The 15135-nt window shown below is 56.9% G+C and carries 13 protein-coding genes; 5 read left to right on the top strand and 8 right to left on the bottom strand.

Annotated elements, in window-relative coordinates:
• Nucleotides 1-45 precede the first annotated feature (45 nt).
• From FBR45_RS14565 to FBR45_RS14530, 8 genes are all read right to left on the bottom strand, one after another.
• A complete protein-coding gene (locus FBR45_RS14565; RefSeq protein ID WP_246082249.1) occupies nt 46-2049 on the bottom strand; it encodes a gliding motility-associated C-terminal domain-containing protein in 2004 nt (667 codons plus the stop codon).
• 441 nt (nt 2050-2490) lie between these two features.
• Nucleotides 2491-3135, bottom strand: a complete 645-nt coding sequence (locus FBR45_RS26390; protein WP_171044899.1) for a hypothetical protein — start codon at nt 3133-3135, stop codon at nt 2491-2493.
• A 177-nt stretch (nt 3136-3312) separates the two neighbouring features.
• Nucleotides 3313-5037, bottom strand: a complete 1725-nt coding sequence (locus FBR45_RS14555; RefSeq protein ID WP_138503556.1) for a GMC oxidoreductase — start codon at nt 5035-5037, stop codon at nt 3313-3315.
• A 94-nt stretch (nt 5038-5131) separates the two neighbouring features.
• Nucleotides 5132-5767, bottom strand: a complete 636-nt coding sequence (locus FBR45_RS14550; protein WP_246082248.1) for a gluconate 2-dehydrogenase subunit 3 family protein — start codon at nt 5765-5767, stop codon at nt 5132-5134.
• Nucleotides 5768-5864: 97 nt separating this feature from the next.
• On the bottom strand, nt 5865-7568 hold the full coding sequence (locus FBR45_RS14545) for a DUF885 domain-containing protein (RefSeq protein ID WP_138503554.1): 1704 nt from the start codon (nt 7566-7568) through the stop codon (nt 5865-5867).
• A 72-nt stretch (nt 7569-7640) separates the two neighbouring features.
• A complete protein-coding gene (locus FBR45_RS14540) occupies nt 7641-8231 on the bottom strand; it encodes a YdeI/OmpD-associated family protein (protein ID WP_138503552.1) in 591 nt (196 codons plus the stop codon).
• Between the two features lie 13 nt (nt 8232-8244).
• Nucleotides 8245-9444 (bottom strand): M20 metallopeptidase family protein, encoded by a 1200-nt coding sequence (locus FBR45_RS14535; protein WP_138503550.1) that lies wholly within the window; start codon nt 9442-9444, stop codon nt 8245-8247.
• Nucleotides 9445-9500: 56 nt separating this feature from the next.
• Nucleotides 9501-10196: an RDD family protein gene (locus tag FBR45_RS14530; protein ID WP_138503548.1), complete on the bottom strand. Its 696-nt coding sequence runs from the start codon at nt 10194-10196 to the stop codon at nt 9501-9503.
• 119 nt (nt 10197-10315) lie between these two features.
• On the opposite strand from FBR45_RS14530, the gene FBR45_RS14525 reads away from it, so the two are divergent.
• From FBR45_RS14525 to FBR45_RS14505, 5 genes are read left to right on the top strand one after another with little or no spacing between them, the layout of a single operon-like run.
• On the top strand, nt 10316-11260 hold the full coding sequence (locus FBR45_RS14525) for a stage II sporulation protein M (RefSeq protein ID WP_138504022.1): 945 nt from the start codon (nt 10316-10318) through the stop codon (nt 11258-11260).
• On the top strand, nt 11257-12153 hold the full coding sequence (locus FBR45_RS14520) for a hypothetical protein (protein ID WP_138503546.1): 897 nt from the start codon (nt 11257-11259) through the stop codon (nt 12151-12153). The genes FBR45_RS14525 and FBR45_RS14520 overlap by 4 nt, the downstream gene beginning before the upstream one ends.
• A 7-nt stretch (nt 12154-12160) precedes the next feature.
• The gene (locus FBR45_RS14515; RefSeq protein WP_138503544.1) at nt 12161-12952 is read left to right on the top strand and encodes a DUF4129 domain-containing protein; all 792 of its coding nucleotides are present in this window, start codon (nt 12161-12163) and stop codon (nt 12950-12952) included.
• Between the two features lie 17 nt (nt 12953-12969).
• The gene (locus tag FBR45_RS14510) at nt 12970-14154 is read left to right on the top strand and encodes a DUF4350 domain-containing protein (RefSeq protein ID WP_138503542.1); all 1185 of its coding nucleotides are present in this window, start codon (nt 12970-12972) and stop codon (nt 14152-14154) included.
• Nucleotides 14155-15129, top strand: a complete 975-nt coding sequence (locus FBR45_RS14505; protein ID WP_138503540.1) for an AAA family ATPase — start codon at nt 14155-14157, stop codon at nt 15127-15129.
• Nucleotides 15130-15135 lie beyond the last annotated feature (6 nt).

Here is a 15135-nt window from a genome sequence, read left to right as displayed (position 1 = left end):
CTTAATCGGCAAACAAATTTGCATACAAAACACGCCTGGAAAAAATTACCGCATCAGTGTTAGGACACGACTGAACTCCCTGCCGTCACTTAACTGCACCTGGTAATAATAGGTACCATCGGGCAGCCCCTGTCGGGCCGTAGCGGCAGGGCCCTGATTAGCAGTACCGTCCCAGTCGTTCTTATACTCGCTCTGACGATAAACGAGCTGACCCCATCGGTTATATATATCAAGTCGAATAGATACACCCGGCGGTACCTGCTGAATCACGAACCGGTCGTTGATTCCGTCGTTGTTGGGCGAAAAACCATCTGGAATAAACAAGGCAGTTGTTACTTCGCCGGGGGGGAGGCTGTGGACCGTTACCCGGGTTGGTTCGCTATTATCCGTGGGGTCCTGGTTATGATCCGGATCGGCTTCTACCCCGCTGGTCGACTGGTCACGGCAAACGGTACCGTTCAGATCGGTGGCCCAGGCGAGGGCGTGGTTGATAAAAGTGAGCGTCTGCGCCTGGTCTACGGCCAGCCGAATGGTAATCCACAGGTTGGCCCGGGCGGCTGGCAACAGCTGGTTACCGGCCCCTAACAGTGTCGTATCGGCTCCGCGCCCGGTATAGGCCGGGTTTAGCCGCAACCCAGCGTCGGCCCGAACGGTTACGGCCTCCAACCGGGCGCCAACTGCTCCGAACGCCGTCTCAAGGTTATTGGAAAGCTGTACGTGCTGAAGGGTGTTTCGGCCGCTGTTCACCACGCTGAGTCGGTATGTCAACTCGACCAGGCGACCTTTCCCACCCGTAAGCCAGAGGGGTTCGCTGACGGCCATACTTAATCCAATCAGTTCCGGATGCGGAGCCTGGGCCGTCAGTTGCGCAGAGGCTCCTACACAGGGGCCGTTGCCATCGGGATCAGGAGTCTGAACCGTAAAGGTGACCGTTCCGCGCTGCCGGTCCTGTTCCGACAGCAAATAGCGGGTGGCGGGCCCGGCATCCGTGAACAACCCTCCACCCGAACTTTGCCACTCGACCCGCTCGGCCGAGCCGCCCAGCTTGCTGCGCAGGGTTACAACCCCCGCCGACCAGTTGAGCGAGTCGATCCAGGCCCGTACGGTAGCCGGGCTGCTCAGGCAGGGCGGTATCGCATCGACACAGGCCGAAATCGATACCTGAACCGGTTTTGACTCGGTCAGGCAGCCGTTCTCATCCTGGCCGATTATATAATAGGTACCGGCCAGAACAGCCGTTGGCGCCTGTACGGCAGGCGCATCGGGCTGCGTGCCTTTCCGGAACGAATACCGTAACTGCTGACTGGCTGCGTCTGACTCGTGAATAGCTTTGGTAAGATCGGCCGTCATCAGCGGACAGCGATTGCCCAGGTTAGCCTGCAGGATCAGCGGTTTGTTGGATGGCTGCACCTCTACGCGCACTCCGGCCGAACTATCGCTCTGGCAGGTGCCAATCTGACAAACGGCTTTGTAGGTGTTCGATGCCACTGGCTTTACCCGGGTTGTGATACCCGTTGTGCCGTCTGACCAGCGAACCGTACCGAGGCATCCCGATGCGGTTAGCTGCACCGTCTGACCCAGGCAAACCGTCGATTTATCGATTGCTATAAGTGGTACGGCTGGTATAGCCACCTCAACCCCCGTTCGTCGGGATGCGCTGCTCAGACACTGGTTTTGTTCACAAACGGCCCGGAAGGCTGCGCTCTGGGTTAGCGCCGGCACATAGGTGGAGCCACTACCCAGTTCCGCATCGTCAGGGCCGAGCCACCGAACGGTTCCGGCACAGCCGCTGGCGGTGAGCGTAACCGGATCGCCCGGACAGATGCGGGTGGCCGAGGTTGTTACGACCGGCGTCGATGGTGTTTTGACGGTAACCAGATAGGGTTCCGAAAAACAGCTGATGCAGCCCGTCTTGAGTTGGCAGATAGCCATGTAGGTGGCCGACTGGGCCGGTCGAACCGTTAGGGTCGGGCCGGTATCACCCGTTGACCAGACGACCGTTCCTACGCAGCCTGTAGCGCTTAGTGTTACCGCTTCGTAGCGACACACAGACGCAGCCGAGCCAGTAAGTACGGGTGGCTCCGGGTGCCGACACGTATCGGCAGCAATAGGTTTGGCAGTAGCAGCTAAGGCCGACAAAACTGTCAGATAACTGCCTATAATCCACCCAATACCCCTACGAAAAGTAAAATGTAATTGTTTCGTCATACACTACAATCAGCCTGTGAGGGATCAGTCGAATATCATGCCAAGTCATCAATTGTAAGCGCCCTACCAAATCAGGTCACATAAACAAGTGAATAGTTGAACCAATGAGATGTTACCATGTTGAAATTTCGTTAACAAATCATTGCCCTCCCGTTTATCACAAACCATGCCAAGTATGGAAACAGAAATTGGCTCAGCAGCCCCCGACAGGGCAAAAAAAACCGGGCGGTATGCCTTCCTGAGAAGGATACCGCCCGGTGCTCGAATTCACTCCTGGTAAAATTACTTACGCGGGGGTGTTGTGGTTGTCGACGATGACGACGAGCGTGAGCTTCTGCTTTTCTTCCGGTTGGTATTGTTACCGGTCGAGCCGCTATTCATCCGATCGGTCGTGCCCGACTGCGAGTCGGTCGACATAGTCGAGCCGCTGTTCATCGTACCGGTACCGGTCGAGTAGGATCCTGAGTTAGAAGAGGTCGGCGGCTGATTGGTCGAACCTGAATTGTAAGTACCCGAACCGGTAGTTGTACCCGAGTTCATCGTGCCCGAGCCGGTTGTGGTACCCGAGCCCGTGGTTGTACCTGTGTTGGTTGAGGTTGGCGGTTGGGTCGAATACGTACCTGAGCCCGTTGTGGTGCCCGAGTTGTTCATCGTACCCGATCCGGTCGTTGTGCCAGCTCCGGTGGTCGTACCTGAATTATACGTGCCCGAACCGGTTGTACCCGAATTAGTGGTCGGCGGCTGGGTCTGATATGTACCCGAGTTAGTTCCGGTGTTCGTACCGCTGGAGTAGGTTCCCGTTCCGGTGGTTCCGCTGCCGGTCGTACCCGTCGAACCTGAACCTGTCGTTGAATTTGTGGTCTGTGCCGTTGCGTTGAGGGCCATGCCGGCTACCAGCATCCAACCCATTACTATTACCTTTTTCATAGTTGAGCAAAATTTTTGTTTATCAATTTACTTGACATTCACTAACATAACTTCCCCAAAAACCGAATTGTTTTGTTAGTCTGTCAAATAAATAGATTTTAATTTTTTTATTTCGTAAGGCATAAAAAAGCAGCGGGGTATGCACCCGCTGCTTTTTGCTTTTATTGGATCTGTGTCTTACAGATTACCTTTCTTCATTTCCTTCACGGCAAAGTCAGCCGCGCGGGCGGTCAGAGCCATATACGTCAGCGACGGGTTTACGCACGAAGCCGAGGTCATACAGGCACCGTCTGTGTTGAAAACGTTCTTGACGGTATGAATCTGGTTGTGCGCGTTCAGGACCGACGTTTTCGGATCGCGACCCATGCGGGCGGTACCCATTTCGTGGATACCGATACCTGGGTTTTTCGTCTTGTCGTTGTAAGCCGATATGTTTTTGAAACCAGCGGCTTCGAGCATCTCGGCCGCATCGTTCATCATGTCGATCCGCATTTTGTGCTCGTTATCGCCGTAGGCGGCATCGAACACGATTAATGGCAGACCCCACTTATCCTTTTTGTCAGGGCTCAGGGTCATACGGTTGTTGGGATCCGGCAGCATTTCGCCGAAACCACCCAGGCTCATTGACCATGGACCCGGCGTGGTCAGGCTTTCCTTGAAATCTGCACCGAAACCATCTACGCCGTTTCCGCGGTTCCAGCCACCGCGGCTGGCACCACCCTGGTAGCCGAAGCCCCGCAGGTAATCGCGTTTGTCGCCGGCCCAGTTCCGGTAGCGTGGAATATATACGCCATTGGCGCGACGGCCGTAGTAATACTGGTCTTCCATGCCCTCAAACATACCCGACGCACCCGCTGCCAGGTGGTGGTCCATGATGTTACGGCCCAGCTGGTCGGAGTCGTTACCCAGGCCATTCGGGAACCGACGCGATTTGGAGTTCATCAGGATCGACGTACTTGCAAAAGCCGACGCGTTCAGGAAGATAATCCGGGCAAAATACTCGCGGACTTCTTTGGTGTTCTGGTCGATGACCCGCACGCCCGTTGCCTTCCCTTTTTTCTCGTCATAGATCACTTCCGACACGATTGAATCGGGGCGCAGCGTCAGACGACCGGTCTTGAAAGCCGCCGGCAGGGTAGCCGACTGTGAGCTAAAGTAAGCGCCGTATGGGCAACCGCGCATACACTGGTTCCGGAACTGGCAGGCAGCCCGACCCAGGTCGTAGTGCAGCTGTTTGGGCTGGGTCAGGTGGGCCGTCCGGCCAATGGTCACCGTCCGTTTGCCAAACGCTTTCTCAATTCGCTTTTTGGCTTCTTTCTCGAGGCAGTTCAACTCCATCGGCGGCAGGAAGTTACCGTCGGGCAGTACGTCCAGACCATCTTTATTCCCCGAAATACCGGCAAACCCTTCTACGTAAGTATACCACGGCGCCAGATCCTCGTATCGGATGGGCCAGTCGATACCAACGCCTTCTTTCAGGTTGGCCATGAAATCTTCTTTGTTCCAGCGGTAGCTCTGGCGGCCCCACATCAGCGACCGGCCACCTACGTGATATCCGCGAATCCAGTCTACTTTACGGTTTTCTTTTTCGAGGTATGGGTTTTCCTTATCGTTCTCGAAGAAATGCCGGTGTTCCTCGTTGGCGGTATAGCCAGTACGCATGTTAGCCCAGTACTCTTCGGCCGCCATCGTGGTTACGCGACCCCGGTGCGGGAAATCCCAGGGGTTATTGGTAGCGGTAGGATAGCCTTCAATGTGCTTCACATCGCGACCGCGTTCCAGCAACAACACTTTCAGGCCTTTCTGGGTCAGCTCTTTAGCGGCCCAGCCACCCGATATGCCCGAACCTACAACGATAGCGTCGTAGGTCATATCTTTTTTTGCGTCAATAGTAAGGTTCATGATTCTCGAAATGGATGAGGAACGATGCGGCCTGACCGGGGCTCCTCAGCGGCAGCCTTCTTGCCCAAAATCGTTCACTGTGCGTTAAGTTAGATTAGATTGCCCAGGCTTTCTGACCCGCTTTGAGCGGTACACAACCATCGTACCGACCCGGCACGGCCACGTACTCAAGCGCCTGTGTTGCACCCACCTCCGAGGTGAAGTAGCCCGTCAGGGTCAGGTCTTTGATCATGGTGAAGAACGGCGTAGCGCTCTTACGTTTCTCGCCGGGCATCTGCACATCCTGCTGACCGCTGGCGTTCTGCGCCCTGGCAGCGGCCATGTCGGCCTTTTGCTGTTTGGCTTCGGCTTCGAGTTTTTTTACAATCTCGATACGCTGAGTCGGGTCAAGCTGTACGAAAGCCTTTCCGTAGGCATCCTGACTGAGTTTGTTGGTCCGGGCCAGGCCTTCCAGAAACGCTTTCTGGTCGGCTTCCTTGTAGCAGTCTTTCACGAGAATATCGATGATCTCGTTTACTTTGGCGGCTTTGGCTCCAGGCGTGCTAGTCGTCGGAATAATGGTATCGGCCAGTTCGGCCACGGTGGCATCCTGATCAGCCGTAAAGAAAACCGGTTTGTTGGTCAGGGCGCGCTGGGCAGCCGAGGCTTCGAGGGTGTCGGCCAATGCGGGTAACGACATGGTGGCTCCGGCCAGCGCGGCCACCCGCATGAGGGCGTCTCTTCTGTTCATCTGCGTAAAGCGAGTTAATCTTTCAACTAGAACGTTATTAGGAGCAACAAATATATAACAATCCGAGACTGGATTGTACGATTAGAGGATGAATTACTTACGGGTTTACCAGCTCGCGCAACAGATTGACGGGAGGCATGCCATGATCGAGCAACTGATCATGGAACGTCTTGAGCACGAATGAACTACCCTGTTTTTTCTTTACCTCCTCCCGCAGGGCCAGCAGCTGTAGTTTGCCCAGCGAGTATGACAGGTAACCCGGATCGAACGTACCCCGGCGGGCTTCTTCGTAAGCTGGTTTTTCTTCGTAATAGCAGTTGTCCATGATAAACCGGGTAGCCTGGGCCACGGTCCAGCCGTGCGTATGCAGCTGAATGGAGCAGACCAGCCGGCAGTAGCGCAGCATCGACTCCGACAGCTGAGCCATGCGGTATTTGGCCCGGGTTACGGCGTCGCCTTCCTGTCCAAAGCCCTCTTCCAGCATCATCTGCTCGGTATAGTGCGCCCACCCTTCTACAAAGGCATAGCTCGCAAACATCTTGCGGACGCGGCTCACCGGCGACGCATTGAGGTGCAGAAACTGAACGTAATGGCCCGGGTACGCTTCATGAACCGAAATCACCTCCGCCACATAACGGTTAAACAGGGTGAGCCATTCGGTCTGCTGGCGGGGCGTCCATTCTTTTTTGGGGAGGGTAATGTAGTAATAGGCTTCTGACGCGGCTGGACGCTCAAAAGGCCCCGGCGTGTTCATGGCCGCGGTAGAGCCGACCATAAATTCGGGGGTTTTGGTGATCGTTGCCCGCACCTCCGACGGAACGGTCACGATTTGCCGGTCAATCAGGAACTGCCGGATGGCTTCGCAGTGGTTGCGGGTAGCGGCCAGCAGACTATCGGCGGTGGGGTGCTCGGCCTGGATGGTTTTGAATACCTCCATGGGCGTTTTGCCCGGGTCGATAACGCGGGCGGCTGCGGCAAATTCAGCTTTCTCACGGGCCAGCTGATCCATACCCAGCTGCAGCAGGCTGTCGGGGTTGGCGGTGAGCCACTCGTTATACAGCAGCATCCTGCGGTAATTGTCGGCCCCGATGGCGAACGACCCATTGGCACCGGGCAGCACGGCCGTTTCGAGGTACGCGGCAAAGGCCTTCGTGGCGTCGGCACCCTGACTGAGGGCAGCTTTCAGGTCTGCCTGCACCGTTGCGTCTGCCACCGAGGCAAACGCCTTCGGAATATCGTTCTGCATGTAATCGGCGCTGCCGCGTAATCCTTCGATAGCCACCTCTACGTACTCGCGGGGTGGGTTTTTGCCCAGATTCTGCCGGGCCGCGGTAAAGTAGGCCGGAAGCTGGCGGGCAATGGCTACGACCGAGCGGGCCCGGTCGGCCGCCGGGGCAAAGTTGCGTTCGATGTAGGGACTGAGGTTAACCGAATACGTCATCGGGTCTTCGTACACCTTCATCGTTACGATGTCATGAATGCGGGATTTAATACTGGCTGTCAGCAGCTTATAATCGACTTTCTCATCGACCGACAGGCCCGTCGTATCCAGCCGGGCAAAGGTCGAATCGTACTGACGCAACTGCCGGAGCTGGCGGTCTATCGTCTCGGCCGTGGGGATGATCAGTTTTCCGTCGTATTCGTGGTAGCCCAGATAAACGGCCTCGCCCGGATTGCTGGCCAGGTAGGCATCCACGTACTCGTCGGCCAGTTTGCCGAAGGAAGCGTTACTAGAGTCGCTTGTCTGGCAGGCCAATAGGCCAAGGGCAGTCGTAAACAGAAGCAGGAATGGTCTGATCATAAGAGTAGCTGCGAACAGGTAGGTATGGCCGTAAAATAACTCATTTTCACGACGGCTCCCAGCGGTTCAGGCTTACTTCTTAGGCACGTACTGGTTGGCCCGCTCGTTCCGTTCGGCTTTGGTAACTAGTTCGGCAATACGCCGGTCACGGGTGGCGGTTGTTTTGGCGTTCAGCAGCCATTCCAGCAGGGCGCGTTTGGCTGAACGGGGAAACGCATCGAAGTAGGTCTTTGCGGTAGGATTGGCCTCCAGGGCCGTTTGCAGGTCGGGCGGGCAGATCAGGTCCTCGACCGCATCGAGGGCGGTCCAGGTGCCGGTCTGTTTGGCCAGATCGATCATGGCCTGGCCGGCTTCGGTTATCAGTCCGGCGGCCGTTAAAGCCGCTACCTTGTTCTTGTTGACCCGGCTCCAGTTGCTTTTGGGTTTCCGGCGCGCGAAGAACTGGAGGTAATACTGCTCATCGCCCCGGCCCGATGTACTGTCGATCCAGCCGTAACACAGCGCTTCGTCAACGGCCTGGTCGTAGGTGACGCTGGGAATACCGCTGCTTTTCTTGTAGATCTTCAGCCAGATGCTGGTTTCGGTGGCATGATGGTCGGCCAGCCACTGCCGCCAGTCGGCGCGGGTGGGCGCGTAGAAAGTAGGTAAGTCAGTGGCTGGCATAATGCATGGTCGGTTATAGGGCGGCTAACTCCTGTACGGCCAGCCAGCTCATCAGCCCGGCGCCGGTTTCAAGAGCGGATTCATCGATGTCGAAGGTAGGGGTATGAACACCCGACGTGATGCCCCGGGCTTCGTTGCGGGTGCCCAGTCGGTAGAAACACGAATCAACCACCTGCGAGTAGAACGCAAAGTCTTCGCCCGCCATCCACAGATCGAGGTCGACTACATTATCGGCCCCCATGTACTCGACGGCCTGCGCCCGCAGCCGCCGGGTCAGCTCGGGCTGGTTCTGCAAAAACGGATAGCCGTGTACGATGGTAAACTCGCACGAGCCGCCCATCGCGTCGGCAATACCTTCGGCCAGTTTGACCATGCGCCGTTTGCCCTCGGCCCGCCACTCTTCGTTCATGCAGCGAAACGTACCCTGAATCGTTACCTCGTTCGGAATCACGTTGGTGACCCCATCGGCAATGAACCGCCCGAACGATAACACGCTGGGGCTGGCCGGGGGGCGGTTCCGGCTGATCACCTGCTGGAGCGCCACGATGATGTGAGACGCAATCAGGACCGGATCGACGAGGTTGTCGGGCATGGCAGCATGGCCGCCTTTGCCGCGTACGGTCAGGTAGAGTTCGTCGGTGCTGGCCATGTACATGCCTTCGCGGAACCCGATTTTACCCACCGGAATATTGGGGGCTACGTGCTGACCGATCATGCTGACCGGGGCCGGATTCTCCAGCACCCCTTCCCGGATCATGAGCGAGGCACCACCCGGCGCTTTCTCTTCGCCGGGCTGAAAAACCAGCTTTACCGTTCCGTCGAACTGATCGCGTAAGACGTGCAGAATACGCGCCACGCCAAGCAGACTAGCCGTATGGGCATCGTGTCCACAGGCATGCATGACGCCCTCTACGGTCGATTTGTAGGCGACATCGTTGGCTTCGTGGATGGGCAGGGCGTCCATATCGGCCCGCAGCCCAACCACGCGCCGGGGCGATGCAGTATCGTTGCGGGTGCCTTCGATAATGGCCACCAGCCCCGTATCCGCTACGCCCTCCTGGGGCGTTATACCGATGGCTTTGAGCTGATCGGCTACGTACCGGGCGGTGTTGTGTTCATGAAACGACAGTTCAGGGTGCGCATGCAGATGCCGGCGGGTCTGAACGATATCGGCAGCGTATTGCCGGGCAAGCGTTTTGATGGAGTCGAGCATACGAAAGGCGGCCCGGGAGCCGCTTGACTACAGGTGACGGACGGGTAGCTCCCGCCCTATTGTGTGGTTATAAACTGATAATCGGTCAGGACCGTTTCCAGAAACGTCCGGCTCGACAGTGTACTGTCGATACCGGTTACGGCCTTGATCTTGTCGGCAGTACGGGCCAGCACGGATTCATCCCCCCGCAGCAGCACCTCCCGTATAATACGAACGTCGCGATCGGTCAGGAGTCGTACGTCCGGGAACTGCAGGCTGTAATTATCGGGCACGGGGCGGGTTAGCACGTCGGTCAGCGATACGGCGGGTTTGAGCCGAACCACCGAAGTTCCCGCGGCAATATCGCCCAGCCGCTGGCCTTTTCCGTTGATGCCGACTGTGATGATGGGGACGATGCCCAGCATAAAACTGCCCGACTCGATAATTCGCAGCAGCCACCGGAGCAGGTAAGCCCCCAGACCCGGCTGCGTTCCGTCGAGCATCACTACCCGAATACCGATGGCCAGCTTACCGACGCTGCGGCCGTTCAGAAAATACTCGCAGAGCAGGTCGTAGAAGACAACCGGCAGCAGCACCGCCACCACGTAAAATCGGCTGGTCTCGATCCCGACACCAGCCGGCACAGCCAGCACCAGCAGCCACCACCCAAAAAAGACCAGATAATCGATCAGCGTGGCTAAAATTCGTTCGCCAACGCTGGCAGGTTCGTACTCAACAACTACGTTTTGGGAGGTGCGAATAGTTACGGACATTGACAGGACTTTTGTTGGCAGGGAGCGATCACGGGCTGATCGTCAAAAATAGCATCCTTTCTTTGGTTCTTGATGAACAAATAGCCAATTTTCAGAACCTGACGACAAACCCGCACCCCATGCGCGAAGCCCTGTTCGTGAAACGCAATGCCAACAAATGGAAGGCCATTGAGGAGAACCCGACCCGCGACCCCGATGAACTGACGGCGCGCTTCGTAGAACTGACCGACGACCTCTCCTACGCCCGGACGTTCTACCCCGATGCCAACGTGACGCGCTACCTCAACGGGCTGGCCGCGCAGATGCACCGGGGGCTGATGCAGAACCGGCGCGACGACCGCAACCGCTTCCTCACGTTCTGGCAGTACGAATTACCGATGCTGTTCCGGCAGTCGCACCGGTTGCTGGCCGTATCGGCGGGGGTGTTTCTGATAGCGGGCCTGCTGGGCTGGGCATCGGCGGCCCATGACAACACCTTTGTGCGGCTGATTCTGGGCGATCAGTACGTGAATATGACCCTCGAGAACATCAAAAAGGGCGATCCGCTGGGCGTTTATAACAGCATGGACCAGGGCACCATGTTCATACAGATCACCCTGAATAACATCTATGTAGCGTTTCGAACGTTTATTTTTGGCCTGTTCGCGTCGTTCGGTACGGTGGCCATGCTGTTCTACAACGGGGTGATGCTGGGGTCGTTTCAATACTTTTTTTACGAACGCGGTCTGCTGCTCGACTCGATCCTGAAAATCTGGATTCACGGTACGCTCGAAATATCGGCGATCGTCATTGCTGGTTGTGCGGGCTTAACGGTGGGCAACAGCCTGCTCTTTCCGGGCACCTTCTCGCGGATCGTGTCATTCCGACGGGGCATCAAACAAGGGCTGACCATTGCGGTAGGGCTGGTTCCGATCTTCATCATGGCCGGGTTTCTGGAGAGTTTCATTACCCGGCTTACCCTGCCGCCGGTAGTCAGCGGCAGCATCATTCTCGCATCGGCTGCCTTTATTGTCTGGTATTTTATTCTCTATCCTATTCAACTTAACCGCCGTATAACCCCATGATCAACCTGTTTCAGCAACGCGACTTTGGCGATAAGCTCAATATTACCTTCAAATACGTGACCGATAATTTTCGGAGTCTGGGCCTGTCGCTGCTTTACATCGTAGGTCCGGTGGCGCTGCTGGCCGGTATCGCGTCGGGTATTCTGCAATCGAACCTTCTGGAGCTGGGTAACCTGGCTCGTGATGCAGATAGCGAGCCGGCAGATCCGTCGGCATTTTTCGAGGTATTTCAGCGCCTGTTTTCGCCCGCCTTCTGGTTAACAATCCTGTTTGGTATCCTGGCCGCACTCGCCGTCAGCCTGGTGAGCTACGCCCATATGAAACTCTACAATCGGAAAGATGGCGGATTTGTCACGGTGACCGACGTATGGGAAGAGATCCAGCCTATCATTGGCCGGGCGCTCATTATCACGATTCTGGGCAGTATCGTTACCGTCATCGGCTTTATGTTTTTCATTATACCCGGCATATACATCGCGGTGGTGCTGGTGCTGGCGCTGGCCATAACCACCTTCGAAGGTACCGACTTCGGGCAGACCTGGGACCGCTGCTTCAAGCTCATTCGCGACAAGTGGTGGTCTACCTTTGGCCTGGTCGTTGTCATGGGGATCATTTCCGGCATTATCGGGCTGCTGTTCTCCGTACCGGCCGGTGTGATCAACTTTCTGGTGGCAGCCAAACTCCTGCCCGATGCGTCGGGTGTCTGGCTCGTGCTGGGCAACGTGATCGGGACGGTTGGCGGTACGCTGCTGCGGGCACTGATCTACATCGCTATCGGTTTCCAGTACACCAACCTGGTTGAGCGGCAGGAAGGACGGGGGCTGCTGTCGGCCATTGACTCGATCGGAACCGCCCCCACCCAACCCCGCGCGCAGGACGAGGGGGAGTACTAATCAACGCATGCACCACAACGTACAAAAGCTGTTTCGCGCGTATCGGTGGGTCTGTCTGTATATCCTGCTGGGATGTCAGCTTTCAGCTAGCAGTCTGCTCTATGCCCAGCAGAAACCCGCGGCTACTACCGCCGTTGTCAGCGCGCCCGACGACCGGAGCCCGATCCGGCTTCGCCAACCCGATGCGGAGCGCCTGCGCGATCTGGAAACCAGCCGCGACTACCAGTACGGTACCGACGCTCCGCCCCCCGACAATCCGGTAGGTCGGTTTATCGCCTATATTTTCGGTAAACTGCGCGCTCTGCTGGCCAGCGAAGCCTATCAGAACGTGGGTCAGTACATTTTACTGGCGACCATTGCCGGTCTGGTCATCTACTGGCTCATGAAAGCCGAGGTGCTGGGGTTTTTGTTCGCGCAGCGGGCCCAGTCGGCCGGGCTGGATTATGAGAACCTGAGCGAGAACATTCACGAGATCAACTTCGACGAAGCCATCGACGAGGCCGCCCGGCAGCGTAACTACCGGCTGGCAACCCGGCTGCTGTATTTGCAGACCCTGAAACGCCTGACCGATACGGGTCAGATCAGCTACAAAGCCGATAAGACCAACCGACAGTACGTTCATGAACTGAGCGGCTCGCCCCGGCAGGCCGACTTCGACGAACTAACCCGCCAGTTCGAGTTTATCTGGTACGGCAACTTCCCGATCGATGAGTCCCGCTTTGCCGCCATCCAGGCCCGGTTCCGCCAGTTCATGAACTCGGTCGCCGTGAATTCGGTCGCCGGGAAGACCGCTCACTGAAAAACTTTTGATCTGTTTTGCGTAAACCCAATAAATACCTGCTTTTTCTGCTCGTCACGGTGATGGCTTATGCGCTCATTGAGTACTACCGCCCCCGCCCCATCGACTGGACACCAACTTACGAAAACGACGATCGGATTCCGTTCGGTACGCAGGCCCTGTTCGAGCTCTTGCCTTCGCTCATGCAGCAACCGGTCGTCAAAACGGTTCGACTACCAGTTTATAACTTCCTGACCGAGACCAGACCGGCGGGCCGCAGCAACTACGTATTCATCTGCCGCAGCTTCGAAGCCGACGCCAACGACCTCGGCCAGCTGTTCCGCTACGTGAAGCAGGGCAACAACTGCCTGATTTCGGCCTACGACATGCCCGACTCGCTGGGCAAAGCGCTGGGTTTCAAAGCCGACCTGCGCGCGCCCAACATGGCCGACTCCAGCCTACGCCAGAATTTTGTCAACCCGGCTCTCAAAAAAACCAACGGGTATCGGTTTTCACGCGACGATGGCCGGAATTACCTGCGTATCAACAAAGCCGGGGGTATTACCGTGCTGGGGCGCAACGCCCGCCAGGAGCCGGTCTTTATCCGGATACAGTACGGGAAAGGGTATTTTTTCATTCACAACCTGCCCCTGGCCTTTACCAACTATTACCTGCTCAACCACCCCTCGTCCGACTATGCCATCAAAGCCCTGTCGTACCTGCCTGCCTGGCCAACCTATTGGGATGAGTACCAGAAACAGGGCCGCTTCGATGAAGATCAGCAATCCATTCTGCGGTACATCTGGTCGCAGCCGGCGCTGACCTGGGCGTATTATCTGGTCGTGATCGGGTTGCTGCTCTACGTCATCTTTGCCGGCAAACGAACGCAGCGCATCATTCCGGTCATGGAGCCCCCCCGCAATACATCCCTCGATTTTGTGAAAGATGTGGGGCGATTGTATTTTCAGCAACGCGATCACGACAACATGGCCCGCAAGAAAGTCCAGTACTTCCTGACCGACCTGCGCGAACGCTACGGGCTGAACACCAATCAGCTCGACCACGAGTTTACCGAGACCCTGGCCCGTAAAAGCGGTTTACCCACCGATCAGACCGCTGAGCTGGTCCGGCTCCTGCGCAACGCCCAGAAAAGCGTTATGTTATCTGAATACGACCTGCTGACACTAAACAGTGCCATCGAAAAATTCAATCAAACTGTCTGAATGGAGTCTTTCAATTCCCGCATCGATCTTACCCCGCTTACCACCGCTGTTGATGCCATCCGGGCCGAAGTGGGCACCGTTATTGTGGGTCAGCACCAGACTATAGACCTGCTGCTGACCGCCCTGCTCGCCGACGGACACGTGCTGATCGAGGGCGTTCCCGGCGTGGCCAAAACCCTGACCGCCAAGCTACTGGCCAAAACGCTGTCGGTCGGCTTCAGCCGGATTCAGTTCACGCCCGACCTGATGCCTTCCGATGTGCTTGGAACGTCGATTTTCATGCCCAAAACCGGCGATTTTTCGTTTCGGCAGGGGCCCATTTTCGCCAACCTGGTGCTGATCGATGAAATTAACCGGGCTCCGGCCAAAACCCAGGCTGCCCTGTTCGAAGTGATGGAAGAGCGCCAGATCACCAACGATGGTACGACCTACCCGCTCGATGAGCCGTTTATGGTGCTGGCTACCCAGAACCCCATCGAACAGGAAGGCACCTACCGGCTTCCCGAAGCCCAGCTCGACCGGTTTCTGTTCAAAATTGTGGTTGGCTATCCCGACGCAGCCGCTGAAGTAGATATTCTGAAAGGCCATCACCAGCGCCGAAACCTGACCGATGCGGTACAGGCCGTTTCGGCGGTACTCAGCGCCGGCCAGCTGGCCTCGCTGCGCGCTCAGGTCCATCAGGTACATGTAGAAGACAAGCTTTTCGAGTATATAGCCCAGATTGTACAGGCCACCCGCGCCAACAAATCGCTGTATCTGGGGGCTTCGCCACGGGCATCGGTCGCCTTGTTGAACAGCGCGAAAGCACTGGCAACCCTGCGAGGCCGTGACTTTATCACCCCCGAAGATGTGCAGGAACTGGCGGCTCCCGTACTGCGCCACCGGATTCTGTTAACGCCCGAACGCGAGATGGAAGGCGGCACGGCCGATGACGTAATTGCCCAGCTGGTTCAGAAAATCGACGTACCCCGGTAGCCACTA

The sequence above is a fragment of the Spirosoma lacussanchae genome (assembly GCF_005870035.1).
Lineage (GTDB): Bacteria > Bacteroidota > Bacteroidia > Cytophagales > Spirosomataceae > Spirosoma > Spirosoma lacussanchae.
This window is presented reverse-complemented; position numbering and strand designations above follow the sequence as displayed.

Coding starts and splice junctions, on each gene's coding strand:
- FBR45_RS26390 (WP_171044899.1), bottom strand. CDS start 3,135: ATGAAAAAGGTAATAGTAATGGGTTGGATGCTGGTAGCCGGCATGGCC.
- FBR45_RS14555 (WP_138503556.1), bottom strand. CDS start 5,037: ATGAACCTTACTATTGACGCAAAAAAAGATATGACCTACGACGCTATC.
- FBR45_RS14550 (WP_246082248.1), bottom strand. CDS start 5,767: ATGAACAGAAGAGACGCCCTCATGCGGGTGGCCGCGCTGGCCGGAGCC.
- FBR45_RS14545 (WP_138503554.1), bottom strand. CDS start 7,568: ATGATCAGACCATTCCTGCTTCTGTTTACGACTGCCCTTGGCCTATTG.
- FBR45_RS14540 (WP_138503552.1), bottom strand. CDS start 8,231: ATGCCAGCCACTGACTTACCTACTTTCTACGCGCCCACCCGCGCCGAC.
- FBR45_RS14535 (WP_138503550.1), bottom strand. CDS start 9,444: ATGCTCGACTCCATCAAAACGCTTGCCCGGCAATACGCTGCCGATATC.
- FBR45_RS14530 (WP_138503548.1), bottom strand. CDS start 10,196: ATGTCCGTAACTATTCGCACCTCCCAAAACGTAGTTGTTGAGTACGAA.
- FBR45_RS14525 (WP_138504022.1), top strand. CDS start 10,316: ATGCGCGAAGCCCTGTTCGTGAAACGCAATGCCAACAAATGGAAGGCC.
- FBR45_RS14520 (WP_138503546.1), top strand. CDS start 11,257: ATGATCAACCTGTTTCAGCAACGCGACTTTGGCGATAAGCTCAATATT.
- FBR45_RS14515 (WP_138503544.1), top strand. CDS start 12,161: ATGCACCACAACGTACAAAAGCTGTTTCGCGCGTATCGGTGGGTCTGT.
- FBR45_RS14505 (WP_138503540.1), top strand. CDS start 14,155: ATGGAGTCTTTCAATTCCCGCATCGATCTTACCCCGCTTACCACCGCT.